General features: G+C 69.7%; 1 protein-coding gene. It reads right to left on the reverse strand.

Annotation, left to right across the window (positions count from 1 at the left end):
• The coding region (locus AAHM41_RS40380) for a type I secretion C-terminal target domain-containing protein (RefSeq protein WP_342242283.1) at window positions 1–406 on the reverse strand (406 nt) is incomplete at both ends.

Consider the following 406-nt stretch of genomic DNA (forward strand, 5'->3'; position numbering starts at 1 on the left):
TGTCGCCGTTGACGTCGCCGGCGATCGTGGTGGTGCTGCCGACGATGGAATAGCGCAGCTGCCCGGCGACCCCGGTGTAGAGGCCGCCGCCGATGAAGCTGAAGGCCTGGTTGCCGGCCGCGATGGTGTTGGCGTCGATCTGCGACAGGTCGATGCGGTCGCCCTGGGCATGGCTGAAATCGGTGATCCGATCGGCGCCGGCCCCGGTCAGGCTGTGGATCGTACCGGCATAGACGAAGCGGTCGGCCCCGGCGCCGCCGCTCAGCGTGTCCGCTCCGCGGCCGCCGAGGAGGATGTCGTTGCCGTTCCAGCCCTGCAGCACATTGGCGCCGGTGGTGCCGATGATGCTGTCCCAGCTCTGGCTGCCGGAGACGTTCTCGATCCCGGCCAGGGTGTCGCCCTGCGC

The sequence above is a fragment of the Inquilinus sp. OTU3971 genome, from assembly GCF_038440215.1.